General features: G+C 70.4%; 21 protein-coding genes. 9 read left to right on the top strand and 12 right to left on the bottom strand.

Features of this window, described 5'->3' with window-relative positions; genetic code table 11:
• The first annotated feature begins 271 nt into the window (after positions 1–271).
• The 3 genes from phoH2 (at position 272) to ACP4E5_RS18520 (ending at position 4231) form a co-directional block, all read left to right on the top strand.
• The gene (phoH2, locus tag ACP4E5_RS18530) at positions 272–1597 is read left to right on the top strand and encodes an RNA 5'-3' helicase PhoH2 (RefSeq protein ID WP_425830096.1); all 1326 of its coding nucleotides are present in this window, start codon (positions 272–274) and stop codon (positions 1595–1597) included.
• Between the two features lie 417 nt (positions 1598–2014).
• Entirely contained in the window at positions 2015–2740 is a 726-nt protein-coding gene (locus ACP4E5_RS18525) for an aggregation-promoting factor C-terminal-like domain-containing protein (protein ID WP_483030244.1), read from the top strand.
• 108 nt (positions 2741–2848) lie between these two features.
• On the top strand, positions 2849–4231 hold the full coding sequence (locus ACP4E5_RS18520) for an AI-2E family transporter (protein WP_425830092.1): 1383 nt from the start codon (positions 2849–2851) through the stop codon (positions 4229–4231).
• 99 nt (positions 4232–4330) lie between these two features.
• Here ACP4E5_RS18520 and ACP4E5_RS18515 read toward each other — a convergent pair whose 3' ends face one another.
• On the bottom strand, positions 4331–4861 hold the full coding sequence (locus ACP4E5_RS18515) for an alkyl hydroperoxide reductase (protein ID WP_425830090.1): 531 nt from the start codon (positions 4859–4861) through the stop codon (positions 4331–4333).
• Positions 4862–4863: 2 nt separating this feature from the next.
• Positions 4864–5418, bottom strand: coding sequence for a peroxiredoxin (locus ACP4E5_RS18510; protein WP_425830088.1), 555 nt, complete (start codon positions 5416–5418; stop codon positions 4864–4866).
• A gap of 156 nt (positions 5419–5574) precedes the next feature.
• Here ACP4E5_RS18510 and ACP4E5_RS18505 point away from each other — a divergent pair, with 156 nt between their 5' ends.
• Entirely contained in the window at positions 5575–6519 is a 945-nt protein-coding gene (locus ACP4E5_RS18505; RefSeq protein WP_425841447.1) for a LysR substrate-binding domain-containing protein, read from the top strand.
• Between the two features lie 20 nt (positions 6520–6539).
• Here the strand turns inward: ACP4E5_RS18505 and ACP4E5_RS18500 are convergent, their stop codons facing one another.
• On the bottom strand, positions 6540–6803 hold the full coding sequence (locus tag ACP4E5_RS18500) for a type II toxin-antitoxin system antitoxin (RefSeq protein WP_425830086.1): 264 nt from the start codon (positions 6801–6803) through the stop codon (positions 6540–6542).
• Positions 6749–7684: an SPFH domain-containing protein gene (locus ACP4E5_RS18495; RefSeq protein WP_425830084.1), complete on the bottom strand. Its 936-nt coding sequence runs from the start codon at positions 7682–7684 to the stop codon at positions 6749–6751. Before ACP4E5_RS18495 ends, ACP4E5_RS18500 begins: the two co-directional genes overlap by 55 nt.
• A gap of 248 nt (positions 7685–7932) precedes the next feature.
• On the opposite strand from ACP4E5_RS18495, the gene ACP4E5_RS18490 reads away from it, so the two are divergent.
• The gene (locus tag ACP4E5_RS18490; protein WP_425830082.1) at positions 7933–10167 is read left to right on the top strand and encodes a transglycosylase domain-containing protein; all 2235 of its coding nucleotides are present in this window, start codon (positions 7933–7935) and stop codon (positions 10165–10167) included.
• 4 nt (positions 10168–10171) lie between these two features.
• Here the strand turns inward: ACP4E5_RS18490 and ACP4E5_RS18485 are convergent, their stop codons facing one another.
• On the bottom strand, positions 10172–11452 hold the full coding sequence (locus ACP4E5_RS18485) for an amidohydrolase (RefSeq protein ID WP_425830080.1): 1281 nt from the start codon (positions 11450–11452) through the stop codon (positions 10172–10174).
• On the bottom strand, positions 11449–12732 hold the full coding sequence (locus ACP4E5_RS18480; protein ID WP_425830078.1) for an MFS transporter: 1284 nt from the start codon (positions 12730–12732) through the stop codon (positions 11449–11451). The genes ACP4E5_RS18485 and ACP4E5_RS18480 overlap by 4 nt, the downstream gene beginning before the upstream one ends.
• A gap of 89 nt (positions 12733–12821) precedes the next feature.
• Here ACP4E5_RS18480 and ACP4E5_RS18475 point away from each other — a divergent pair, with 89 nt between their 5' ends.
• Complete coding sequence (locus tag ACP4E5_RS18475) at positions 12822–13859, top strand: Lrp/AsnC family transcriptional regulator (RefSeq protein ID WP_425830076.1); 1038 nt, start codon at positions 12822–12824, stop codon at positions 13857–13859.
• Positions 13860–13871: 12 nt separating this feature from the next.
• Here the strand turns inward: ACP4E5_RS18475 and ACP4E5_RS18470 are convergent, their stop codons facing one another.
• The 5 genes from ACP4E5_RS18470 to ACP4E5_RS18450 all read right to left on the bottom strand — a co-directional run bounded on the left by ACP4E5_RS18470 (position 13872) and on the right by ACP4E5_RS18450 (position 20682).
• A complete protein-coding gene (locus ACP4E5_RS18470) occupies positions 13872–14345 on the bottom strand; it encodes a hemerythrin domain-containing protein (RefSeq protein ID WP_425830074.1) in 474 nt (157 codons plus the stop codon).
• Between the two features lie 10 nt (positions 14346–14355).
• Complete coding sequence (locus ACP4E5_RS18465) at positions 14356–16356, bottom strand: ATP-binding SpoIIE family protein phosphatase (RefSeq protein WP_425830072.1); 2001 nt, start codon at positions 16354–16356, stop codon at positions 14356–14358.
• 418 nt (positions 16357–16774) lie between these two features.
• On the bottom strand, positions 16775–17452 hold the full coding sequence (gene fomD, locus ACP4E5_RS18460; protein WP_425830070.1) for a cytidylyl-2-hydroxypropylphosphonate hydrolase: 678 nt from the start codon (positions 17450–17452) through the stop codon (positions 16775–16777).
• Between the two features lie 95 nt (positions 17453–17547).
• A complete protein-coding gene (locus ACP4E5_RS18455) occupies positions 17548–18945 on the bottom strand; it encodes a class II fumarate hydratase (protein WP_425830068.1) in 1398 nt (465 codons plus the stop codon).
• A 69-nt stretch (positions 18946–19014) separates the two neighbouring features.
• Positions 19015–20682 (bottom strand): fumarate hydratase, encoded by a 1668-nt coding sequence (locus tag ACP4E5_RS18450; RefSeq protein WP_425830066.1) that lies wholly within the window; start codon positions 20680–20682, stop codon positions 19015–19017.
• 177 nt (positions 20683–20859) lie between these two features.
• Here ACP4E5_RS18450 and ACP4E5_RS18445 point away from each other — a divergent pair, with 177 nt between their 5' ends.
• Both ACP4E5_RS18445 and ACP4E5_RS18440 read left to right on the top strand, forming a co-directional pair.
• Complete coding sequence (locus ACP4E5_RS18445; RefSeq protein ID WP_425830064.1) at positions 20860–21546, top strand: DUF1707 SHOCT-like domain-containing protein; 687 nt, start codon at positions 20860–20862, stop codon at positions 21544–21546.
• Between the two features lie 159 nt (positions 21547–21705).
• A complete protein-coding gene (locus ACP4E5_RS18440) occupies positions 21706–22071 on the top strand; it encodes a WhiB family transcriptional regulator (protein WP_425830062.1) in 366 nt (121 codons plus the stop codon).
• Between the two features lie 74 nt (positions 22072–22145).
• Here ACP4E5_RS18440 and glpX read toward each other — a convergent pair whose 3' ends face one another.
• Complete coding sequence (gene glpX / locus ACP4E5_RS18435; protein ID WP_425830060.1) at positions 22146–23180, bottom strand: class II fructose-bisphosphatase; 1035 nt, start codon at positions 23178–23180, stop codon at positions 22146–22148.
• A gap of 214 nt (positions 23181–23394) precedes the next feature.
• Here glpX and ACP4E5_RS18430 point away from each other — a divergent pair, with 214 nt between their 5' ends.
• Entirely contained in the window at positions 23395–23928 is a 534-nt protein-coding gene (locus tag ACP4E5_RS18430; RefSeq protein WP_425830058.1) for a DUF4245 domain-containing protein, read from the top strand.
• The last annotated feature ends 40 nt before the right edge of the window (positions 23929–23968 follow it).

The following is a 23968-nucleotide window of genomic DNA, read 5'->3' as shown; positions in this document are numbered from 1 at the left end:
AGTTAACGCACGCGCCGTCATGTGCTTTTGCATGGCGGCGCTTGTTCGAGGGAATAAGCCTTCCAAGTCGGTGTCCGAGCCAAGGACACCGCATCTCAGCGGACGGCACGGGGCCGTCCGCCCGGGAGGCCCTTTGCACCAGGACGACCGTACGCAGGTTGGTACGGAAGACGACTTGGGGGGCCGGTTCTCGGCCCGCGCATCGCGGCCCATGAACCGGCCCCGAAAACTCCGTCGCTCCCCGACCTCTTCCGAGGGGGTACGTCCTTCCGTGGTGACCAGCAACAAGCGCCTTCCCAAGCCCGACCGGCGCACTTATGTTCTCGACACCAGCGTCCTGCTGGCCGATCCGAACTCCATGACGCGGTTCGACGAACACGAAGTCGTCCTTCCTGTCGTCGTGATCACGGAATTGGAGGCCAAGCGGAATCATCCGGAGCTGGGTTATTTCGCCAGGCAGGCACTGCGCCTGCTCGACGACTACCGGATCCGCCACGGACGCCTGGACGCGCCGATCCCGACCGGCGAACTGGGCGGCACCCTGCGCGTCGAGCTCAACCACTCCGACCCGAGCGTGCTGCCCTCGGGCTACCGCCTGGGGGACAACGACAGCCGGATCCTGGCGGTCGCCCGCAATCTGCAGGCCGAGGGGTACGACGTCACCGTCGTGTCGAAGGACCTGCCGCTGCGGATCAAGGCCTCGTCCGTGGGCCTCCTCGCCGAGGAGTACCGCGCCGAGCTCGCCATCACGGACTCCGGCTGGACCGGCATGTCCGAACTGACGCTGCCCGCCGAGCAGGTCGACCTCCTCTTCGAAGAGGACACCCTCTACGTCCCCGAGGCCGCCGACCTCCCCGTGCACACGGGCCTGACGATCCAGTCCGAGCGCGGAAAGGCGCTCGGCCGCGTCACGCCCGAGGGCAACGTCCGCCTGGTGCGCGGCGATCGGGAGGCCTTCGGCCTCAAGGGGCGCAGCGCCGAGCAGCGGATCGCCCTCGATCTCCTGCTCGATCCGGACGTCGGGATCATCTCGATGGGCGGCCGGGCCGGCACCGGCAAGTCCGCGCTCGCGCTGTGCGCGGGCCTGGAGGCCGTCCTGGAGCGGCGCCAGCACCAGAAGGTGATGGTCTTCCGGCCGCTCTACGCGGTCGGCGGGCAGGAACTCGGCTATCTGCCGGGCAGCGAGGCCGAGAAGATGGGGCCGTGGGCGCAGGCGGTCTTCGACACGCTGTCCGCCGTCACCTCGCGCGAGGTGATCGAAGAGGTCACCGCCCGGGGCATGCTGGAGGTCCTGCCGCTCACCCACATCAGGGGCCGCTCGCTGCACGACGCGTTCGTGATCGTGGACGAGGCGCAATCCCTGGAGCGGAACGTCCTTCTGACGGTCCTTTCACGCATCGGGGCGAATTCGCGTGTCGTCCTCACCCATGACGTCGCGCAGCGCGACAACCTCCGCGTCGGCCGGTACGACGGCGTGGTCGCGGTCGTCGAGAAGCTGAAGGGACATCCGCTCTTCGCGCACGTCACGCTCACCCGATCGGAAAGGTCGCAGATCGCGGCCCTGGTGACCGAAATGCTGGAGGACGGTCAGATCTAGCCCGTACAGGGCCTGTTCGTCCCTTTTGGCGCCGTTCGGCAAGGCCCGAGAGCCTAGCCGGGCGGCGCCACGGCGTGTGCTCGTTTCCGAAAAACCCGGGGAGCAAACGGGGTGTGACCTTTCACACGCGGTGGGGAATTGCCTTGCCATGCCCCGATGCGGCAGAGTCACGGTCCTGTCAGGCCCCGCATACGACACTTGCGTGCCCCCAGCGGTACGAAACCACAGCAGCACCCGCTGCATCTGAACTACATAGAGGCCGTCGTATGCCGCCCGAGCACCATGCGGCGCTCCCGTCACGGGAGTTGTCCACCGGGCCCGTGTCTCCCGTGACCCCGCAGTTGGGAGACCAGTGTCAGGGGCACGATTGCGTCCGCGACGGTCACGCTCAAGCGGGCGATGCTGGAAGGAAACCGTGTGAGCCGGATTTCGGTCCGGGGATTCGCAGTGGCCTCGGCCACCGCGGTCACCACAGTCGGCGCCGTCGTGGGTGTTGCCTCGGGCAGCACCGGTCAGCCCTCCGCTCCGGAGGCTGAGGCAACGGCGAGCGACTCGACCCTCCTCGCTGATATCCCTGCTGGTCAGCAGGCGCAGGTGCAGACCTCGTCGCTGAAGCAGCAGGCGCAGACCCAGGCCATCGCGGCCGACACGGCTGCGCAGAAGTCCGCCGAGGAGTCCGCCCGGAAGCAGGCAGCAGAGGACGCGGTCGCCAAGCAGCAGGCCGCACAGGACGCCAAGGAAGCAAAGGAGAAGGCCGAGAAGGAGGCCAAGGAGCGGGAGGCAGCCAAGAAGGCCGCCGCCAGCCGCTCGGCCACCCGCGACGCCTCCGACTTCGCCAGCCAGGCTTCGTACAGCGTCGCCCAGGTGCAGTCGATGGCCCGTCAGATGGTGTCGTCGGGTCAGTTCCAGTGCTTCAGCAACATCGTGGACCACGAGTCCAGCTGGAACTACAAGGCCACCAACGCCTCGTCCGGTGCCTACGGTCTCTTCCAGGCTCTGCCCGGATCCAAGATGTCGTCGGCGGGCGCGGACTGGCAGACGAACCCGGCCACGCAGATAAAGTGGGGCCTCGGTTACATGAACGACCGCTATGGCAGCCCCTGCGAGGCCTGGTCGTTCTGGCAGGCCAACAACTGGTACTGAGCGACCGGCAGTTCGCAACCTCACGGAGCCCCTCACCGTCCTCACGGTGAGGGGCTTCGGCGTGCTCGCACGGTACGGTCGGTGCCACAGGCTCAAAGAGGACGGATGATGTCGCGAGTTCCAGGGTGGCTCGGCCGGGTCGGCGCGGGAATCAGCAAGATGGGCGAGCGCCTGGACGAGCGCCGCGCGGAGGCCGAGCGGGCCGAGGAGGACGAACTGCCGGCCCCGCCGACAGCCGCCCCGGCCAGGGCTCCTGACCCGGAGCCGGGTGCGCCGGGCCCGGACGAACCACCGCCCGAGCACGACACCGGCTCGGGCACGGGCCGGGTGCCCGCCCCGCCCGCGTACGCGCCGACCGTGTCACCGCGGCCCGAGCCGGTCGTCGCCGTGCCGTGGGGACTTCGGGTGGCGGCGGAGGCGGGCTGGCGGTTCCTGGTGCTCGCCGGGACGCTCTGGGTCCTGATGAGGGTCATCAGTTCGGTGCAGCTGGTGATCTTCGCGTTCATCGCGGCGCTGCTCATCACCGCGCTGCTCCAGCCGACGGTGGCGCGCCTCATGCGGCGCGGGGTGCCGCGCGGCCTCGCCACGGCACTGACCGCGATCCTCGGCTTCGTCATCATGGGGCTCGTCGGCTGGTTCGTGGTCTGGCAGGTCCAGGAGAACATCGACCAGCTGTCCGAACAGGTCCAGGACGGCATCGACGATCTGCGCCGCTGGCTGCTCAACAGCCCCTTCCACGTGACCGACGGCCAGATCAACGACATCGCGAAGTCGCTGCGCGACGCGGTCGGCGCGAACACGGACGAGATCACGTCCGCCGGCCTGGAGGGCGTCACCGTCATCGTCGAGGCGCTGACGGGCGTCCTCCTCACGATGTTCTCGACGCTGTTCCTGCTCTACGACGGCCGGCGCATCTGGGAGTGGACCCTGGGGCTCGTCCCGGCGCAGGCGCGTCCCGGCATCGCGGGCGCGGGACCGAGGGCCTGGCGCACGCTCACGGCGTACGTCCGCGGGACGGTGATAGTGGCGTTGATCGACGCCATCTTCATCGGCCTCGGCATCTTCTTCCTGGGCGTCCCGATGGCGGTGCCGCTGGCCGTCTTCATCTTCCTGTTCGCGTTCGTCCCGCTGGTGGGCGCGGTCGTCTCCGGCGCGCTCGCGGTGGTCGTCGCGCTGGTGACACAGGGCGTGTTCGTCGCGGTGATGACGCTGGGCGTGGTGCTCGCGGTGCAGCAGATCGAGGGCCACATCCTGCAGCCGTTCATCCTTGGCCGCGCGGTGCGGGTGCATCCACTGGCCGTGGTTCTGGCGGTCGCCGCGGGGGGCATGGTGTCCGGGATCGGCGGAGCGGTGGTGGCGGTGCCACTGGTGGCGGTCACCAACACGGTCGTCGGTTACCTGCGGGCGTGGTCCCGGGAGGCGCATCTCGGCCATGCGCCGGAGCCACATGGCGCGACGGCGGTCGACATCGCGCCCAAGTCGCCCCAATAAAGCCCCTGCGGCGATTGAGCAGGCGGTGCCGTGGCTGAGGCCTCGGGGCTCCGCCCCGGACCCCGCTGCTCAATCGCCGCAGGGGCTTAATACAACTGGTTACGCCAGCGCGTCTTCCGCGTCGAGGGTGACGCCCACCGCCTGGATCACGGAGGCGATCTTGAAGGCCTCCTGCACGACCTCGCGGTCGACACCGGCCTTGCGCAGCACCTGCTCGTGCGAGTCGAGGCACATCCCGCAGCCGTTGATCGCGGAGACCGCGAAGGACCACAGCTCGAAGTCGACCTTGTCGACGCCCGGGTTGCCGATGACGTTCATCCGCAGACCCGCGCGCATCGTCCCGTACTCGTTGTCCGAGAGCAGGTGACGCGTGCGGTAGAAGACGTTGTTCATCGACATGATGGCGGCAGCCGACTTCGCGGCGGTGTACGCCTCCGCCGACAGGTTCGCCTTCGCCTCGGGCTCCAGCTCGCGCAGCACGCGCGGGGACCGGGAGGCGATGGCGGTCGCCAGAACGGTGCCCCACAGCTGCTGGGCCGGGAGGTCCGAGTTGCCGATGACCGAACCCAGGTTGAGCTTCAGGTCCTTGGCGTAGTCCGGAACGGCGGACTTCAGTTCATCGAGGGCCATGCTCACTCACCGGCCAGCAGCGCGACCGGGTCCAGGGTGTCCTCGCCCTGGGTCCAGTTGCAGGGGCAGAGCTCGTCCGTCTGGAGGGCGTCGAGGACCCGGAGGACCTCCTTGGGGTTACGGCCGACGGAGCCGGCGGTCACCATCGTGAACTGGATCTCGTTGTTCTGGTCGACGATGAAGACGGCGCGCTGCGCGAAGCCGTCCTCGCCCTCGATGCCGAGGTCACGCATGAGCTCGTGCTTCGAGTCGGCCATCATCGGGAAGGGCAGGTCCGTCAGGTCCGGGTGGTCCTTGCGCCAGGCGTGGTGCACGAACTCGGAGTCGCCGGAGAAGCCGAGGATCTGGGCGTCACGGTCGGCGAACTCCTCGTTCAGCTTGCCGAACGCGGCGATCTCGGTGGGGCACACGAAGGTGAAGTCCTTGGGCCACGCGAAGACGATCTTCCACTTGCCCTCGTAGGTCTTGTGGTTGATCTGCTCGAACTCAGAGCCCTTCTCCAGCGAGACACAGGCAGTCAGGTCGAACTCGGGGAACTTGTCACCGACAGTGAGCACACGAACTCCTTGCAGTAGGAAGCGCCCCTTTTGGGGGTCTTTCCATGGGTTGGACTGCTCAAGATCGTGGCACAGGGTGCATTGATTATGGAAATAGCTAGACTCGGTCATGTTGATCGGAGGTGGCTATCAGTGGGTACCCAGAACGGAAAGCCCGTGGGGGTCCGGCGCAGGCAGCCGAGCCTGGCGCAGCTGCGGGCGTTCGCCGCGGTCGCGGAGCATCTGCACTTCCGGGACGCGGCGGCGGCGATAGGGATGAGTCAGCCCGCGCTGTCGGGCGCGGTCTCGGCGCTCGAGGATGTGCTGGGCGTGACCCTTGTCGAGCGTACGACGAGAAAAGTACTGCTCTCGCCGGCCGGGGAGCGGATCGCGGTGCGGGCGCGGGCCGTGCTCGACGAGGTCGGCGCGCTCGTCGAGGAGGCCGAGGCGGTGCGGGCGCCGTTCACCGGGGTGCTGCGGCTCGGGGTGATCCCCACGGTGGCGCCGTATCTGCTGCCGACCGTGCTGCGGCTCGTCCACGAGAGGTACCCGGATCTGGACCTCCAGGTGCACGAGGAGCAGACGTCGTCGCTCATCGAGGGGCTCGGGGCGGGGCGGCTCGATCTGCTGCTGCTCGCCGTGCCGCTCGGGGTGCCGGGAGTGACCGAACTCCCGCTGTTCGACGAGGACTTCGTGCTCGTCACGCCGCTCGACCACTGGCTCGGCGGGCGGGAGGGGATCCCGCGCGAAGCGCTGCGGGAGCTGAACCTGCTGCTCCTGGACGAGGGGCACTGCCTGCGCGACCAGGCCCTCGACATCTGCCGGGAGGCGGGCCGCGACGACGCACCCGTCGCCACGACCGCCGCCGGGCTCTCCACGCTGGTCCAACTCGTCGCGGGCGGCCTCGGGGTGACGCTGCTGCCGCGCACCGCCGTGTCCGTCGAGACCAGCCGGTCGAGCCAGCTGCTCACCGGGTACTTCGCGGAGCCCGCACCCACGCGCCGCGTGGCCTTCGCCATGCGTACGGGGGCGGCGCGCGCCGCGGAGTACCGGGAGTTGGCGTCGGCGCTGCGGGAGTCGCTGCGGACCCTGCCGGTTCGCGTCGCGCCCGACGGCGCGTGACGCCACGGGGTGCCCGGTCTTTACGACGGGTCGCCGGACGGCGGCCGGCCCCGCCCCGGCATGGGACCCGCTGAACCCGGCAGGCGCCCCGCCTCCTTGAGGGCCCGGCGCAGCAGGAACTCGATCTGCGCGTTGGTGGAACGCAGTTCGTCGGAGGCCCACCGGGCCAGCGCGTCGTGCACGGCCGGATCGAGCCGCAGCAGAACCTGTTTGCGGGGCGCTCGGGGGCTCACTGGTAGAGCGTTCCCGTGTTGAGGACGGGCTGCGCGGCGCGGTCCCCGCACAGGACGACGAGCAGGTTGGAGACCATGGTCGCCTTGCGCTCCTCGTCCAGCTCCACGAAGTCCTGCTCGGCGATCCGGGCGAGCGCGGCCTCGACCATGCCCACCGCCCCGTCGACGATCTGGCGACGGGCCGCCACGACCGCGCCCGCCTGCTGGCGCTGGAGCATCGCGGAGGCGATCTCGGGGGCGTACGCGAGGTGCGTGAAGCGGGACTCGATGATCTGGACGCCGGCCGCCTCCACGCGCGCGTGAAGTTCGAGTGCCAGCTTCTCCGTGATCTCCTCGGCGTTGCCGCGCAGCGACAGGCCGGCCTCGTCGTGGGCGTCGTAGGGGTACTCGATGGCGATGTGCCGGACGGCCGCCTCGGTCTGCGTCGAGACGAACTCCAGGAAGTCGTCGACCTCGAAGGACGCCTGGGCCGTGTCCTCGACCTTCCAGACGACGACCGCGGCGAGCTCGATCGGGTTGCCGTACGCGTCGTTGACCTTCAGGACCGCCGTCTCGTGGTTGCGCACACGGGTCGAGATCTTGGTGCGCGAGGTGAGCGGGTTGACCCACCGCAGGCCGTCCGTGCGGATCGTGCCCCGGTAGCGGCCGAAGAGCTGGACGACGCGGGCCTCGCCGGGCGCCACCATGTTCAGGCCCGCCATGGCGAAGACCGAGGCGATCGCGACCACGATGCCGACCGCGATGAGCGCCCCCTTGGCGCCCCCCGAGTCGGTGGAGCCGGCGATCGCGATCAGGGCCGCGCCGATGATCAGGCCGATGAGGCCGAGCAGCAGGGCGAGTCCGCCGCCGATGCTGTGGGCCGTGGACTCGCGTACGTGCGCCTTCGGCATCTGTACGTCTGGAGTGTTCGGTGTGGCGTCCGTCTCGGACATGTCCGTCCCCGTATCTCTGAGCTGGTCGTTCGTGGCCTCGCTGCCGCGAACGCGTTCTAGCAAAGTGATATCACTTTATCGCGTCCGGCAACCATCCGCACGTCTCACTCGTCGGTTCCCATGGGGCAGGTGCTGATTGTCACGTCCGATATGGCCGAATCAACGGAGATTCGACATAAGTGACGGGTTAGGTTCTTGAGCCGATTCAGCACGATCGTGAGAACTGGAAGAAGCGGAGCGACAAGGTCATGGGCCGAGCGGATGCGAGGAAGGCGCGCAAGCGCGCGGCGCGGCCGTCGGGCATACGCCGCTTCTTCACCTGGAAGAAGCTCCTGGGCACGTTCTTCGGGCTCGTGCTCCTGTGCATGGGCGCGTTCATCGTGCTGTATCTGGTGATCGACGTACCCGAGGGCAATCCCGACGCCCAGGTCCAGAGCAACGTCTACAAGTACAGCGACGGCTCGACGATGGCCCGCACCGGCAAGGTGAACCGGGAGCTCGTCGACCTGGCCGAGGTGCCCAAGCCCGTCCAGCACACGTTCGTCGCCGCCGAGAACAAGACGTTCTACACGGACAAGGGCGTCGACCTGAAGGGCACCGCCCGCGGCATGCTCAACACCGTCATGGGCAAGGGCAAGCAGGGCGGTTCGACGATCACCCAGCAGTACGTGAAGAACTACTACCTGACGCAGGAACAGACCGTCTCCCGCAAGCTCAAGGAACTGGTCATCTCGCTGAAGGTGGACCAGAAGCAGTCCAAGGACGACATCCTCGCCGGGTACATCAACACCAGCTACTACGGCCGCGGTGCCTGGGGCATCCAGGCCGCCGCCCAGGCGTACTACGGCGAGGACGCCAAGGATCTGACCGTGCCGCAGGGCGCGTACCTCGCAGCGCTGCTCCAGGCCCCGAACCAGTACGACTGGGCGATCGCCTCCGACACCGGCAAGCGGCTCGCGCAGGCGCGCTGGAACTACGTGCTCGACAACATGGTCGACATGCACTGGCTGAGCGCGAGCGACCGGCAGGGCATGACGTTCGACAAGCCGATCCCGCCGAAGGCGGCCTCCGGGCTCAAGGGCCAGGAGGGGTACCTCTACAGCGCCGCGCGCGACGAGGTGATCAAGGAACTGAACCTCACCGCGGCGCAGTTCGACGCGGGCGGCTACACGGTCACCCTCAACATCGACCGCAAGAAGCAGAAGCAGCTGGAGAAGTCGGTCAAGCAGCAGCTGGACGACAACCTCGACCGCAAGGACAAGAAGGCCGACGCGCGCGTGCAGGCCGGCGCCGTCTCCGTCGACCCGAAGACCGGCAAGGTCCTCGCGCTGTACGGCGGCGAGGGGCTCAGCGAGCACTACGTCAACAACGCGACCCGCACCGACTACCAGCCCGCCTCCACCTTCAAGCCGGTGATCCTCGCGGCCGCCCTGGAGGACAAGGCGACGACGCAGTCCGGCCAGAACATCACCGCCGACACGATCTACGACGGCACCAGCAGGCGCCCGGTCGTCGACAACGGCGAGAAGGTCGGCTTCGCCCCGCCCAACGAGGACAAGAAGAGCTACGGCCCGGTCACCGTCCAGACCGCCATGAACAAGTCCATCAACTCCGTCTTCGCGCAGCTCGGCGTCGACGTCGGCATGGACCGGGTCATGGCGACGGCGAAGAAGCTCGGCATGGACTCGGGCGACCTCAAGCCGTTCCCCGCGCAGACCCTCGGCACCATGGGCGCGAGCCCGATGGAGATGGCCGGCGTCTACGCGACCCTCGACAACCACGGCAAGAAGGTCACCCCGCAGATCGTGAAGTCGGTGTCCAAGCAGGGCGAGAAGGTGCCGCTGGAGGACCCCGTCGGCGATCAGGTGATCAGCCGCGGCGCCGCCGACTCGGTGACCTCGGTCCTGACCGGCGTGGTCGACGACGGTACGGCGAAGAGCTCGGTGCGCGACAACCCGTCCCGCGAGGGCCAGCAGGTCGCCGGCAAGACCGGTACCTCCGACGACAACAAGTCGGCCTGGTTCACCGGGTACACGCCGGACCTGGTCACCTCGGTGGGCCTGTTCGGTGAAGGCGCGCTGAAGTCGTCCGAGGCGGGCGCGCACGTGTCCATGGAGGGCGCGGGCGGCCTGCCGCGTGTCGACGGCGGCAGCTTCCCCGCCCGGATCTGGGCGCAGTACACCTTCAACTCGTCCAGTGCGAACGGGAAGTTCGACCTGGACACCGACATGGGCAAGGCCGTCCAGCCCACGACGACCGCCCCGGCCACCCCGACCGAGGAGCCGTCGACCGATCCGACGCCGACCAAGTCGGAGTCGACCGAGCCGACGCCCACCCGGTCGACGCCGAGCGAGACGCCGACCAGCGAGACGCCGACCGACGAGCCGACGCAGACGCTCCCGGTCCCGACCGAGACGACGTCCCCGAGCTGGCCGGACGATCCGGTCGAGCCCGAGAACGGCGGCGGGAACAACAAGAACTGACGCGCTACGCGCCGGTGCCGAGCCAGGTGCGGGCCGCTCCCAGCAGGGCCCGCACCCCCAGCTCGATCGTCGGGTCCTGCAACGGCGCGTACTGCGGCGAGTGGTTCACCGGGATCTCGGCGGGCAGACCGCGCGAGGCGAGCGTGCCCGCGTCGAGCCCCGCGAAGGCGGCCGGGTCGGCCCCGCCGAAGTGCCAGAACACCGAGGGCACACCGAGTTCCTTGCCGAACAGGCCGAAGTCCTCGCTGCCGTTGATCGGCTGCGGAAGCACGAGCACGCCGTGCTCGCCGAGCGCCCCGCGCAGCCCGTCGATCGTCGTCGCGGTGGCGTCGTCGGTGTTCTCCGTGACGGGGAAGGAGCCGAGCGAGGTGAACTCCGGCTCCTTCGGCGAACCCGAGGCCGCCGCCTCCGCGGCGACGATCCTGCGCACCGAGGCGAGCACCCGCTCGCGCACCACGGGGTCGACCGAGCGGATGTTGAGCTTGAGTTCGGCCTCGTCCGCGATGATGTTCTCCTTCGTGCCGGCGTGGATCGAGCCCACCGTCACGACGGCGGCCTGCGAGGCGCCGACCTCGCGCGAGACCACGGTCTGCAGGCGCATCACGACGGCCGCCGCGAGGACCACCGGGTCGACGGTCGACTCGGGCGTCGAGCCGTGCCCGCCGCGCCCGAAGAGGCGTACGCGGTAGCTGTCGGAGGCCGCCATGACCGGTCCGGGCCTGGTCACCGCGACGCCCGTGGGGAACGGGCCGACGTGCTGCCCGAGGCACACGTCCGGCTTCGGGAACCGCTCCGCGAATCCGTCGTCGAGCATGTCCCTGGCCCCCTGGCCGATCTCCTCCGCGGGCTGGAACACGGCGACGACGGTGCCGCTCCACGTGTCCCGCTCCGCCGCGAGCAGCGCCGTCACGCCCAGCAGACACGTGACGTGCATGTCGTGGCCGCAGGCGTGCATGACCGGTACGTCGTTGCCGTCGCGGTCGGTGCCGCGCGCCACGGACGCGTAGGGCAGACCGGTCGCCTCCAGGACGGGCAGGCCGTCCATGTCGGCGCGCAGCAGCACGGTCGGGCCCTCGCCGCTGCGGAGGACTCCGACGACGCCCGTGCCGCCGACGCCCTCGGTCACCTCCCAGCCGCCCTGTTCGCGCAGCCGGGCCGCGACGATCCCGGCGGTGCGGGTCTCCTGGAGGGAGAGTTCGGGGTGGGCGTGCAGGTCCCGGTAGAGGGCGCGCAGGGACGGCAGCAGGCTGTCGAGGGTGGTGGCGGTGGCGGTCGTGGTGGTCATCGGGGCTCGCTTTCTACGTCTGCCTTTACGGATACGGGGGTGGGCCCGGCGTCGTCGGGCAGCCGCAGCGCCCGGCGGAAGGCGGGCGTGGTCTGCGGGGTGACGCAGGCGAGGACCGCGGCGAGCACCGCGCCGACGACGAGGAAGCCGAACGCGGCGCCGAATCCGGCCGAGTCCGCGAGCATCCCCATCGCGGTCGGCGCGACGACACCGCCGGCCTGCCCGCCGAAGGTGATCAACCCGGCGGCCGCACCGGCCAGTTCGGGCGGCAGGCTGCGCAGCGGCACCGCGAAGACCGGCATATAGCTCAGGGAGGCGGCCGCGATCGCCACCGTCATCCAGCCGATGAACGCGAAGGTGCTCGATGCCGTCGCCATCAGCAGCAGCGCGATGGAGGAGACCGCCATGGCGGGCACCACGATCTTGCGCTGGTTGCCTTCGAAGCGGTCCGTGAACCGGCCGCCGACGATGATGGCGACGGCCGCCGCGGCCGCGGGCAGGATCGACAGCGCGCCCGCCGAGGTCAGCGCGAGCCCGCGCTCCTCGTTGAGGTACGAGGGCACCCAGGTGTTCAGGCCCCACACGATGATGTCGTAGCCGAAGAACATCCCGGCGAACGCCCACATGGTCCCGGAGCGGATCACGGTGCGGGCGGAGCCGGTGGGCCGTGCGTCGCCCTCCGTCCGCTCCCGCTCCGGCAGCCACAGGCGCACGGCCGCGTACACGAAGACGCCGACTCCGGCGACGGTGAAGAACGCCGAGCGCCAGCCGAAGTGGGCGATGAGCGGCGCGGCGATCAGCGGGGCGATGACCGCGGCGACGGCGTTCGACGACTGCACGACGCCATTGGCGCTCATCCGCTGGCCCGGCGTGGTCCGCTCGCTCACGGCCTTCATCGAGGCGCCGGGGAAGATGCCCTCGGCGACACCGAACAGGAAGCGCACCACCAGCAGGATCGCGAAGGAGCCCGCGAGCCCGGTGAGCGCCGTGAACGCGGACCAGACGAGCAGCGCCCAGCAGGTGACCCGCTTGGCGCCGTACCGGTCGGCGAGCATGCCGCCCGGGATCTGGCAGACGGCATACGCCACGAAGAACACGGAGACGGCCAGGCCCTGCTGGGCGCGGCTGAGGTCGAATTCGTGGCCGATCGAGGGCAGCGCCAGATTGATGACCAGACGGTCGATGTAGTCGATCAGCCAGGCGGCGAAGAGCAGCGTGACCGTGATCTTGGCGCCCTTGTCGAGACGCTCACGTGCGGGGCCTTGCGAGGGTGGGACCACAGGCACTCCTTCTAGAGTGGGCGTGCTGGTGTGGGGGACGGCTCGGAAGTGGGGACAGAATCCGGCCGCCGTGCGAGAAGGGGCCTCAAATGCTGGAAAACGGCGGCGTGCACGGCCTGGCGCCCGAATCCGCCGCCTTCGAGGAGGCCGACCTCGCCCTGATCGACGCCCTCCAGACCGACCCGCGCGCCCCGTGGAGCCGGGTCGGCCCGGCCGTCGGCATCGACGCGACGACCGCGGCCCGCCGCTGGGCACGCCTGGAACGGGCGGGGCTGGCCTGGGTGACGGCCTACGCGGGGCCGACGACGGCCACGGTCGCCTACATGGAAGTGACGTGCACACCGGGCGAGTTGGAGGAACTGACCGCCCGGCTCGTCCGGCTGCCGTGGGTGTTCAGCGCGGAGCACGTGGTCGGCGATTACGACCTGCTGCTCTCGGTCGCGGCGCCCGACCTGCCCGCGCTCGGGCGCCGGGTCAGCGACGACCTGGGCCGGCTGCCGGGCGTGCGCGGCACCCGGACCCGGCTGAGCATGCGGCTCTACCAGGAGGGCAGCGGCTGGAAGGTGCGCGCCCTCGACCGGGCGGGGCGCGCGCGGCTCAGCACGGCGGGACCCGGGCCGGCCGCGCCGTCGCGCGCGTTCCGGCCCCGCGACGAGGTCGACCTGGCGCTCCTGCGCGAGCTGGGCGCGAACGGCCGTGCCGGGTACGCCGAGTTGGCGGCGGCCGTCGGCGTCGGCGAGTCGACCGTGCGGCGCCGGCTCGCGCGCGAACTGCGCGACCGGGAGGTCCTGCTGCGCTGCGATCTGGCCCAGCAGCTGGCGGGCTGGCCGGCCCTCGCCACATACCGGGCGACCGTCCCGCACGGCGAACTCGACCGCACGGGCGCGGCCCTCGCCCGCCTCCCGCAGATGCGCCTGTGCACGTCGGTCACCGGCTCCTGCAACCTGCTCTTCCAGGTCTGGCTCCGCGACCTCGGCGGCATGGCCACCCTGGAGGCCGCCTTGGACGACCGCTTCCCCGCCCTGCGCGTCGAGGACCGCACGGTGACGCTGCGCACGGTGAAGCGGATGGGGCGGGTGCTCGACGACCGGGGGCGGGCGACGGGGTATGTGCCGGTGGGCTTCTAGTCGCCTGGTCGCCTAGCCGCCGCCGTGCGCGCCGTCCGAAGGGTGCGCCGCGCGCCACGCCGTCATCGACGCGTCCCAGCCGTCCCCGGACAGCGCCGTCAGCGACGCCGGGAAGAGGCCGTCCTCCTCCTTCGCGATGTGCCGGTGCAGTTCGTCCGTCTCGTCCTTGAGGCGCTGTACGTCGCCGGGGTCCGTGAGGTCGAGGGTGGGCAGCAGCGCGCCGAGTTCGCGGTGCTCGGCGACCAGGGCGTCGATGTAGTCGGCGTACTCCGGGTCGTCCCGCATCACCGCGAACAGGCCGTCCTCCTCGCCCTTCCAGTGCGAGGCGAGCTCCCGCGTCATCGTGTCGACGAGCGTCCGCGCGGCCGTCACATCGCCGCGCTCCAGCGCCCGCAGCGCGTCGCCCGCGGCGTCGGTGACCCGCTCGTGCTCGGCGATGAACTCCTTGATCAGCGGGATCTCACGGCATCCGCAGTAGTGGCACATGGCCACATATTTACGGCACCTGCAGCTCGAACCAGACGACCTTGCCCGTGGACAGGCGCGTCGCACCCCACCGGCGGGCGAGGCGGTTCACCAGGTAGAGCCCGCGACCGCCCTCGTCCGTCGCCCGCGCCTGCCGAAGGCGCGGCAACTGCGGTACGTCGTCGCCCACTTCGCAGCGCAGCACGTCGGTCCGCAGCAGGCGCAGCGTCACCGGACGGGTGGCGTAGCGCACCGCGTTCGTCACGACCTCGCTGACCAGTAGCTCGACCGAGTCCGTGAGCTCCTCGAGACCCCAGCGGTCCAGCGCGCTGCGAGCCAGCCTGCGGGCCCGGCCCGGCGCCGCGTCCTCCGGCTCCAGGGTCCAGTACGCGACGTCGCTCGGCGCGATCCCGTCGAACCGGGCGGCGAGCAGCGCGATGTCGTCGTCCCGGTCGCCCGGGCCGAGCATGTCGAGGACCTCGTCGCACAGCGCCTCAAGGGGCGGCGGATGGTCGGGACCGGTCAACTGCGCGGTCGCGGCGAGCCGTTCACGCAGCTGCTCTATGCCCGTCCATACGTCGCGGAGGCGGGACTCGACGAGCCCGTCCGTGTAGAGGAGCAGCGTCGCGCCCGCCGGGGCGTCCAGCTCGACCGCCTCGAAGTCGACCCCGCCGACGCCGATCGGCGCGCCCGGCGGCACCCGCAGCACCTCGGAGCGGCCGCCCAGGTGCAGCAGGACGGGCGGCGGATGCCCGGCGTTGGCGATGGTGATGCGGTGCGCGACCGGGTCGTACACGGCGTACAGGCAGGTGGCCATGCGGTCCGTGCCGAGCCGCTGGGCCTGCTCGTCGAGGTGGTGCAGGACCTCCTGCGGGGGCAGGTCGAGCCCGGCGAGGGTCTGCGCGGTGGTGCGCAGCTGGCCCATGATGGCGGCCGACGTCATCGAGTGCCCCATCACGTCGCCCACGACCAGCGCGACGCGGCTGCCCGGCAGGGGGATCGCGTCGTACCAGTCGCCGCCGACCCGCGCCGTCTCCGCCGCCGGCAGATAGCGCGAGGCGAGTCGCACCCCGGTGGGGTTGGGCAGGGTCTCCGGCAGCATCGTGCGCTGCAACTCGTCCGCGATGTACGCCTCGCGCCCGTAAAGCACCGCCTTGTCGATGCCGAGCGCGCTGTGCGTCGCCAACTGCCCCGCCACCAGCAGGTCGTCGGCGTCGAACGCGAGCCGGTCGGGGCGGCGCAGGAACACCGCGGCGCCGATCACCCGGCGCCGGCCGCGCAGCGGGGCCAGGATCGCGCGCTGCCCGCCGGGCAACGGCCGGTCCGAGCCGAGGAGTTCGGGCAGCGCGGCGAGCGCCGCGGGCGCGTCGGCGAACACGGGGCGCACGCCGCGCAGCACCTCGGCGAGCGCGCCACCGGAGCGCACCTCGCACAAGTCGGCGCAGCCCGCCGTCAGTTCGAGCTGCGGGGTGAGGGGGATCGCGAGTCCCGCGCCGTCGGTGTCCGAGTCCGAGGCCGTGTCGGTGGCGTCCGGGATCCGGTCGGTGCGGCGCAGGCGCAGCACCATGGGCCCGGTCGGCCGCTCGTCGCCCACCGGCAGCGGCTCGCGCAGATACACGAGGATCGCGTCGGAGAACGTGGGCACGGTCGCCCGGCACAGGCCCATCACGATCTCGTCGAGGTCCAGGCCGCGGGCGATCCGCCGGGTCGCGGCGCCGACGAAGCGGAGCCGGTCGCCGTCGCGCCGCATCGCCGTCGGCTGTCCGCCGGGGCGCGGCTGCCCGGTGCGGCGGTCCGCCCCGTCCGGCGGCCCGGGGCGCACCGGCTCGGGCGACGGCGCGGCGGGCTGCGCGTGCTCGGCGTCCGCGGCGGAACCGCCGGCGCGCCGCGGCTGTTCCGGCAGGCCGCCGGAGGCCTCGCCGGAAGCCGGGGCGGAGGTCTCAGGGGTGTGCCGAAGGGCCCCGCGGGGATCGGCGGGGCGGGCCGCCGTGCCGTGGTGGCGGCCTTCGTGGGAGGTGGGGTACTCCGTCACGCGTGTCGATTCCGTCCGTCCGGGGCTGCGCGCCGCGTCACTGGCCAGTGCGCCGGCAGTTGGGGAACAGCTGGGGCCAGGGCCTGTCGGGGGTGGCGCCGCTGCCGGTGACCTGCGGCGTGTCCCGTAGGGGACCGGATACCCGGAACCCGCGCTCCGGGAACGGAATCCGCACGGGCGACCACGCCGGGGACCTGCGGGCAGCGCCGCTCGCGGTCCCGGCTGCCGTCTTGTCCCGGCCCGCCCACTGCGTCGTCTCGCCCACGTTCACGGTCCAGCCGCCCCTCGATGACCTCGTTGACATCGTGTCAGACCAGTTGTGCGTGCCAAGAGTTGTCCGTAGAACCCGCACATTCGGACGGGTGCTGTCTTGCGGAGGACGATCCTACGGTTACCCCATGGGGGCGCATCAAGGGTCTCATGAGGACACGTGCGCGGGCGTACGGTCCCAGTCGGCGGGAAGGGCGGGAACCGGCCACGCCGGGTCCGGGCGCCAGTGCTGCCAGCCCTCCGAGAACGGCCGCCGCCAGTTCTCGATCTCCTCGACCGCCCGGCGCCCCGCGGACCGCACCTCGGACGCCTGTGCGGGGCTCATCAGGCCCACGGCCTGCGCCTGCGCGAACTCGTCCTCGTCGTGCCAGCGCCAGCTGCCGTCCGGATACACCGACAGGTCGAGGAAGTGGTCCTCCGAGTCGACGCCCGCGGCCCAACGGGCGCGCGGCGCCTCCAGGTTCACGTACCAATTGCGGAACCTCCAGCCCGGCTCCCAGAACAGCCACACCGACCAGGGGTCGCCGGGGCGCGCGAGCTTCAGCACGCCCGTGCCGAACCAGCGGTCGCGCTGCAGGGTGCGGGGCTTGGTGTAGCGGGTGGCGAGCGGCTCGCGGTGCACGGGCGTGCCGTCGGCGAGCACGGGCTTCACGCACTCGGTGCCGGGTGCCATCCACACGGCGAGCAGCTCGTCGGTGTCCTGGACGACGGTGACCGGACGGCAGATGTGGAAGCCGTCGCCCCCGTTGGCGCGGTAGCGCCACAGGATCGGCTCACCGGGCGCCCAGCGCCCTCCACTCTCGGTCATCCGGTACTCGTCTGTCATGCACAGATATTAGGTGCCAACGGCATACGACGCTGCGGTGCGCATCACGAATACGCCATCCGGCCACGCGGGGACACGGATCCGGTCACGCGCGCTCACGGGTGGGTCATCCGCAGGACGTCGAGCGCCTCGTCGAGCTGCTCCTCGGTGAGGTCGCCGCGCTCCACGTAGCCGCCCTCGATGACGACCTCCCGGACGGTCTTCCGCTCGGCGAGGGACTTCTTGGCGACCTTGGCGGCCTCCTCGTAGCCGATGTACTTGTTGAGCGGCGTGACGACCGAGGGGGACGACTCGGCGTACTCGCGGGCCCGTTCGCGGTTGGCGGTGATGCCGTCGACGGTGCGGTCGGCGAGCAGCCGGGACACGTTGGCGAGCAGCCGGATCGACTCCAGCACGTTCTTGGCGATGACCGGGAGCATCACGTTCAGCTCGAAGTTGCCGGCGGCGCCGGCCGCGGCGACCGTCGCGTCGTTGCCGGTCACCTGGGCGGCGACCATCAGGGTCGCCTCGGGAATGACCGGATTCACCTTGCCCGGCATGATCGACGAACCGGGTTGCAGATCCGGGAGGTTGATCTCCGCGAGCCCGGTGCGCGGCCCGGAGGCGGCCCACCGCAGATCGTTGGCGATCTTCGTCAGGCCGACGCCGATCGTCCGCAGTTGACCGCTCGTCTCCACGATCCCGTCACGCGCGCCCTGCGCCTCGAAGTGGTCGCGGGCCTCGGTCAGCGGCAGCCCCGTCGCGCGCGCGACCTCGGCGATGACGGCGGCGGAGAAGCCGGGCGGGGTGTTGATGCCCGTACCGACCGCCGTGCCGCCCAGGGGGAGTTCGGCGAGGCGGGGGAGCGAGGCGGTCAGCCGCTCGACGCCGTAGCGGACCTGCGCCGCGTAGCCGCCGAACTCCTGGCCGAGGGTCACCGGCGTCGCGTCCATCAGGTGCGTACGCCCCGACTTCACGACGTCCGCGAATTCCCGGGCCTTGCGCTCGAGGGACGCGGCCAGGTGTTCGAGGGCCGGGATCAGGTCGTGGGTGACGGCGGCGGTGGCGGCGATGTGGATGGAGGAGGGGAAGACGTCGTTGGACGACTGCGAGGCGTTCACGTGGTCGTTCGGGTGCACGTCGCGGCCCAGGCGCTCGGTCGCGAGCGTGGCCAGCACTTCGTTGGTGTTCATGTTCGACGACGTGCCGGAGCCGGTCTGGAACACGTCGATCGGGAACTCGTCGTCCCAGCGGCCCTCCGCCACCTCGGCGGCCGCCGCGGCGATGGCCTCGGCGATGTCCTTGTCGACGACCCCCAGCTCCGCGTTCACCCTCGCCGCCGCGCCCTTGATGCGGGCGAGGGCCTCGATGTGGGCGCGCTCGATGCGCTGACCGGAGATGGGGAAGTTCTCCACGGCGCGCTGGGTCTGGGCCCGCCACTTCGCGGCGGCGGGGACGCGGACCTCGCCCATGGAGTCGTGCTCGATGCGGTGTTCGCCGGCGTTGTCGCTCATGCCTCGTACAGCGCATACGAAGGTGGGGTTGTTCCGGAACACCGGAACAACCCCACCAAAGAGTGGTGCCTACGCCTGGCCGGGGCCGCGCACCGGGATGTGCGTGAAGGTCGGCTCGGGTGCCGGGTTCTGGAAGAAGTCGTTGCCCTTGTCGTCGACGACGATGAACGCCGGGAAGTCCTCGACCTCGATCTTCCAGACGGCCTCCATGCCGAGCTCCTCGTACTCGACGACCTCGACCTTCTTGATGCAGTCCTGCGCGAGGCGCGCGGCGGGGCCGCCGATGGAGCCGAGGTAGAAGCCGCCGTGCGCGTCGCACGCGTCGGTGACCTGCTTGGAGCGGTTGCCCTTGGCGAGCATGACCTTGGAGCCGCCGGCGGCCTGGAACTGCTCCACGTAGGAGTCCATGCGGCCGGCCGTGGTCGGGCCGAAGGAGCCGGACGCGTAGCCCTCGGGGGTCTTCGCCGGGCCCGCGTAGTACACGGGGTGGTCCTTCAGGTACTGCGGCATCTCCTCGCCGGCGTCGAGCCGCTCCTTGATCTTGGCGTGCGCGATGTCGCGCGCGACGACGAGCGGTCCGGTCAGGGAGAGGCGGGTCTTCACCGGGTGCTTGGCGAGCTCGGCGAGGATCGCGTCCATCGGCTGGTTGAGGTCGACCTTCACCACGTCGGACTCGTCGAGGTGCTCGTCCGTGGTCTCCGGGAGGAAGCGCGCCGGGTCCGTCTCCAGCTGCTCAAGGAAGACGCCCTCGGCGGTGACCTTCGCGACGGCCTGGCGGTCGGCGGAGCAGGACACGGCGATGGCGACGGGGCAGGAGGCGCCGTGCCGCGGCAGGCGGACCACGCGCACGTCGTGGCAGAAGTACTTGCCGCCGAACTGCGCGCCGATGCCGATCTTCTGCGTCAGCTCGAAGACCTTGTCCTCGAGCTCCTTGTCGCGGAAGCCGTGCCCGAGCTCCGAGCCCTCGGCCGGGATCTCGTCCAGGTAGTGCGCGGAGGCGTACTTGGCGGTCTTCAGGGCGTACTCGGCGGAGGTGCCGCCGACGACGATCGCGAGGTGGTACGGCGGGCAGGCGGCCGTCCCCAGGGACCGGATCTTCTCCTCCAGGAACTTCATCATGGAGGACTCGTTCAGGACGGCCTTCGTCTCCTGGTACAGGAACGACTTGTTGGCCGAGCCGCCGCCCTTCGCCATGAAGAGGAACTTGTAGGCGTCGCCGTCCGTCGCGTAGAGCTCGATCTGCGCGGGGAGGTTGGAGCCGGTGTTCTTCTCCTCCCACATGTTCAGCGGGGCCATCTGCGAGTAGCGCAGGTTCAGGTTCTGGTAGGCGTCGTAGATGCCCTTGCTCAGCGCCTTCTCGTCCTCACCTTCGGTGAGGACGTTCTGCCCGCGCTTGCCCATGACGATGGCGGTGCCGGTGTCCTGGCACATGGGGAGCACGCCGGCGGCCGCGATGTTGGCGTTCTTCAGCAGGTCGAGCGCGACGAACTTGTCGTTGCCGGACGCCTCGGGGTCGTCGACGATGCGGCGCAGCTGCGCGAGGTGGGTCGGGCGCAGGTAGTGCTGGATGTCGTGGATGGCCTCTTCGGCGAGCTTGCGCAGCGCCTCCGGCTCGACCTTCAGGAACGTACGGCCGTCCGGCCCCTCAGCGGTGGAGACACCCTCCGAGGTCACCAACCGGTACGTGGTGGGGTCCTCACCTTGGGGAAGCAGATCGGTGTACGCGAACTCAGGCATCTCGCCCATTCCTCACTCGACAGACATCAGCTGGCATCCGTTGGCAGCGCCAACCAGCGTAGAACCTGGTCGAGCGGTCGAGGCTGTGAGGTAAGGCTCAGTTGTGCGGCGGGGTGCGCGGAGCGGTGTCGCATGGAGGGGGTGTCGCGATCTATCGCGTTTCGGTAGTCTGCTGTCGTGGACCTTCAAAAGCGCCCTTCGCAGCCCGCGCCCAGCGCTCCCGTGGCGGAGCCGACCGACCTGCGCGCGTCCGACGCCGACCGCGACCGGATCGCGGACATCCTGCGCGAGGCACTCGCGGAAGGCCGGCTCGACGCGGAGGAGCACGCCGAGCGGATCGACGGGGTCTACCGCGCCAAGACGGTCGGTGAACTGGAGCCGCTGGTGCGCGACTTGCCGGGCGCCCACGCGCCGCGCCGCCCCGCGCCCGAGCCGGGTCCCGCCCCGAGCCGTCCGGTGCCCGGCTCCGTCCCTGCGGTGCCCGACGAGAACCTGGTGGCGGTCCTCAGCTCCACGACGCGCAAGGGCCGTTGGCGGGTGGGCCGCCGCACGCACGCGTACGCGATCTTCGGCAATGTGGAGATCGACCTCAGCGAGGCGATCTTCGAGTACCCGCAGGTGTACATCAAGGCGGTCTCCGTGTTCGGCAACGTCGAGATCCGCGTCCCCGAGGACATCTCGCTGCGCGGCAGCGGCGCGGGCGTCCTCGGCAACTTCGAGGTGGACACGCTGGACGCGCGCGAGCCCGAGGCGCCCGTCGTGTACGTGGACGGGGTGGCGGTCCTCGGGAACATCGAGGCGAAGCCGAAGCGCGGCAAGCTCATCCAGAACCTGGAGAAGCACCTGCGCAAGCACCTCGGCTGACGGCCCGGCCCCGGTGGCTTTTGAGCGGTGAACTCCTGTATGTGCTCGGGAACTTCCGTGCTTCGGAACTCAGTGCATAGGAGCCGACACAGCGGGTAGAGCTTGCTGCATCGTCGCCCGCTCGCGATAGCCGTCGTCAGCCGTCGTCAGGAGTAGACCGTGCTGCACCCGCCGCATCAGTCCCTGCAGGTCGCCGCCGTACCGCAGCAGCGCGAGCCAGTCAGGGGCAGGGATCAGGACGCTCCATGGCACACGGAGGCCGTGTGCAGGCGCGATGAGGCGGGACTCTTCTTCGCCCCCTCCAAGGAACCGACCGCCGCGCGTCTGGCGCGCGAGGAGGCGGCCAAGCGGGTCTGTGCCCGCTGCCCCGTCATGGTCGAGTGCCGGGAGCACGCGCTGCTCCAGCCGGAGCCGTACGGCGTGTGGGGCGGCCTCACGGCGGCGGAACGCCGCGTGGTGCTGGCGAGGCGGCGCCGCCGCGAGGTGGAACTGAAGAAGGCGCCACGAACGGCCCTGGCCGGTTAATTCAAGCCCCGCCGGCGATTGAGGCGCGGGGTCCGGGGCGGAGCCCCGAGACGTCAACCCCGGACCCGCGCGACCTACTTGGCCCGGTCGAAGTCGATCGCGCTGTAGGCCCGCAGCTTGCTCAACCTGTGCGTCGAGTCGATCTGCCGGATCGTCCCGGACTTCGACCGCATCACGAGGGACGACGTGTGCGCCCGCTCGGAGTCGTACCGCACCCCGCGCAGCAGCTCACCGTCGGTGATCCCGGTCGCGACGAAGAAGATGTTCTCGCCCGACACCAGGTCGTCCGTGGACAGCACTCGGTCCAGGTCGTGCCCCGCGTCGATCGCCCGCTGCCGCTCCTCGTCGTCCTTGGGCCACAACTTGCCCTGGATCACGCCGCCTAGGCACTTGATCGCGCAGGCCGAGATGATGCCCTCGGGCGTACCGCCGATGCCGAGCAGCAGGTCGACGCCGCTGCCCTCGCGCACGGCGAGGATCGAACCGGCGACGTCGCCGTCCGAGATCAGCTTGATGCGGGCGCCGGTCTCCCGGACCTCCTTGATGATCCCCTCGTGCCGCGGCCGGTCGAGGATGACCACGGTGATGTCCTCGGGCGCGCGCTTCTTCGCCTTGGCGACGCGGCGGATGTTCACCGACACCGGGGCGTTGATGTCCACGTAGTCGGCGGCCTCGGGCCCGGTGACCAGCTTGTCCATGTAGAACACGGCGGACGGGTCGAACATCGTGCCGCGGTCGGCGGCGGCGAGCACGGCGATCGCGTTCGGCATGCCCTTCGCGCAGAGCGAGGTGCCGTCGATCGGGTCGACGGCGATGTCGCACTCGGCGCCCGTCCCGTCGCCGATGCGCTCCCCGTTGAAGAGCATCGGGGCCTCGTCCTTCTCGCCCTCGCCGATGACGACCACGCCGTTCATCGAGACGGTGGAGACGAGGGCGCGCATGGCGCGCACGGCCGCGCCGTCCGCGCCGTTCTTGTCGCCGCGGCCCACCCAGCGCCCCGCGGCCATGGCCGCGGCTTCGGTGACCCGGACGAGTTCCAGGGCGAGGTTGCGGTCGGGGGCCTCGGAGGGGACCTCGAGTTCGGACGGAAGCTGGTGATGCTCGGTCATCGAGACGCACCTTTCTGTTCCGGGATTCACCGGATTGTTCGGCTTCACCGGGATACGACGACGGCCGGACGAGGGGTTGGTATAGGGAGGACTCTATCGTCAGTCCGACAATCTGAGCAGACCGCCCCACGGATGAGCGGGCCGGTCGACGGCGGACCGCGCGAATCCGGACCTCCCGGCAGAGATCATCCGGCGACCTGCGACGATGGGGCGCGTGGCAGCAAGAAACGGTAAGAAAACGGTCGGCAGCCTGGTCCTCTCGCTCGGCGTCTGTGTCGTCGCGGCCGGCGTGATCTACCTCTTCGTCCCGCACGACGATTCCGGGGAGCCGCAGGTCAAGCGCGTCGACTACAAGGTCGAGCTGTCGACGGCCCGCCGTGCGGCGCCGTACCCGGTGGCCGCGCCCACGGGCCTCTCGCACGACTGGAAGCCGACGTCCGTGCGCTACCAGGGCACCGCGAACGACGCGTGGCACCTCGGGTTCCTCGACCCGGACGGGCAGTACGTCGCCGTCGAGCAGGCGTCCGGGCCGTCGAAGGGGTTCATCAACGAGGCGAGCCAGGGCGCCTCCGCGACCGGCCGGACGCAGCGGATCGGCGGCGAGACCTGGGAGCGCTACAAGGGCGAGAAGTACGACGCCCTGGTGCTGAAGCAGAAGGGCTCCACCACGATGGTCACCGGCACGGCCGGCTTCGACCAGCTGGCGAAGATGGCCGGGGCGCTGGACATGAAGCGCGAGAAGGTGTGACCGCTCCGGTCACCACTAGGACGCTCCGTTCACCACGCAC

Source organism: Streptomyces fractus (assembly GCF_049844455.1).
Lineage (GTDB): Bacteria > Actinomycetota > Actinomycetes > Streptomycetales > Streptomycetaceae > Streptomyces > Streptomyces fractus.
The sequence above is the reverse complement of the archived record's forward strand: the minus strand, read 5'-3'. Positions and strand labels throughout refer to the sequence as shown.